This window comes from Alicyclobacillus suci (genome assembly GCF_017329615.1).
Classification (GTDB): Bacteria; Bacillota; Bacilli; order Alicyclobacillales; family Alicyclobacillaceae; genus Alicyclobacillus; species Alicyclobacillus suci.
This window is the reverse complement of the sequence record NZ_JAFMTW010000266.1, coordinates 1-224: the sequence shown is the minus strand read 5'-3', so window position 1 is coordinate 224 and position 224 is coordinate 1. Positions and strand designations below refer to the sequence as shown.

Sequence of the window (224 nt, the reverse complement as noted above, 5' to 3'; positions counted from 1 at the left end):
GTAACACCTTGGGTAAGTCTGGACGAGCCATGCTAGAGGCGATGATTCGGGGAGAGGATAGCTCTGAGGTACTTTCAGAGTTGGCGAAGGGACGACTGAAGTCAAAAAAGGCGGATTTGCAGCAGGCCCTAAATGGGCTGATGGGAGATCACCAACGCATGATGCTGGCTGCACAACTACGCCACATCGATTATCTCGATGAAGAGATTACCCGACTCGATGAA

1 pseudogene is annotated in these 224 nt (G+C 51.3%); it reads left to right on the top strand.

The annotated features are described in order from the left end of the window. Positions 1–224: pseudogene (locus J3482_RS20660) on the top strand (IS110 family transposase); the annotation flags it as partial.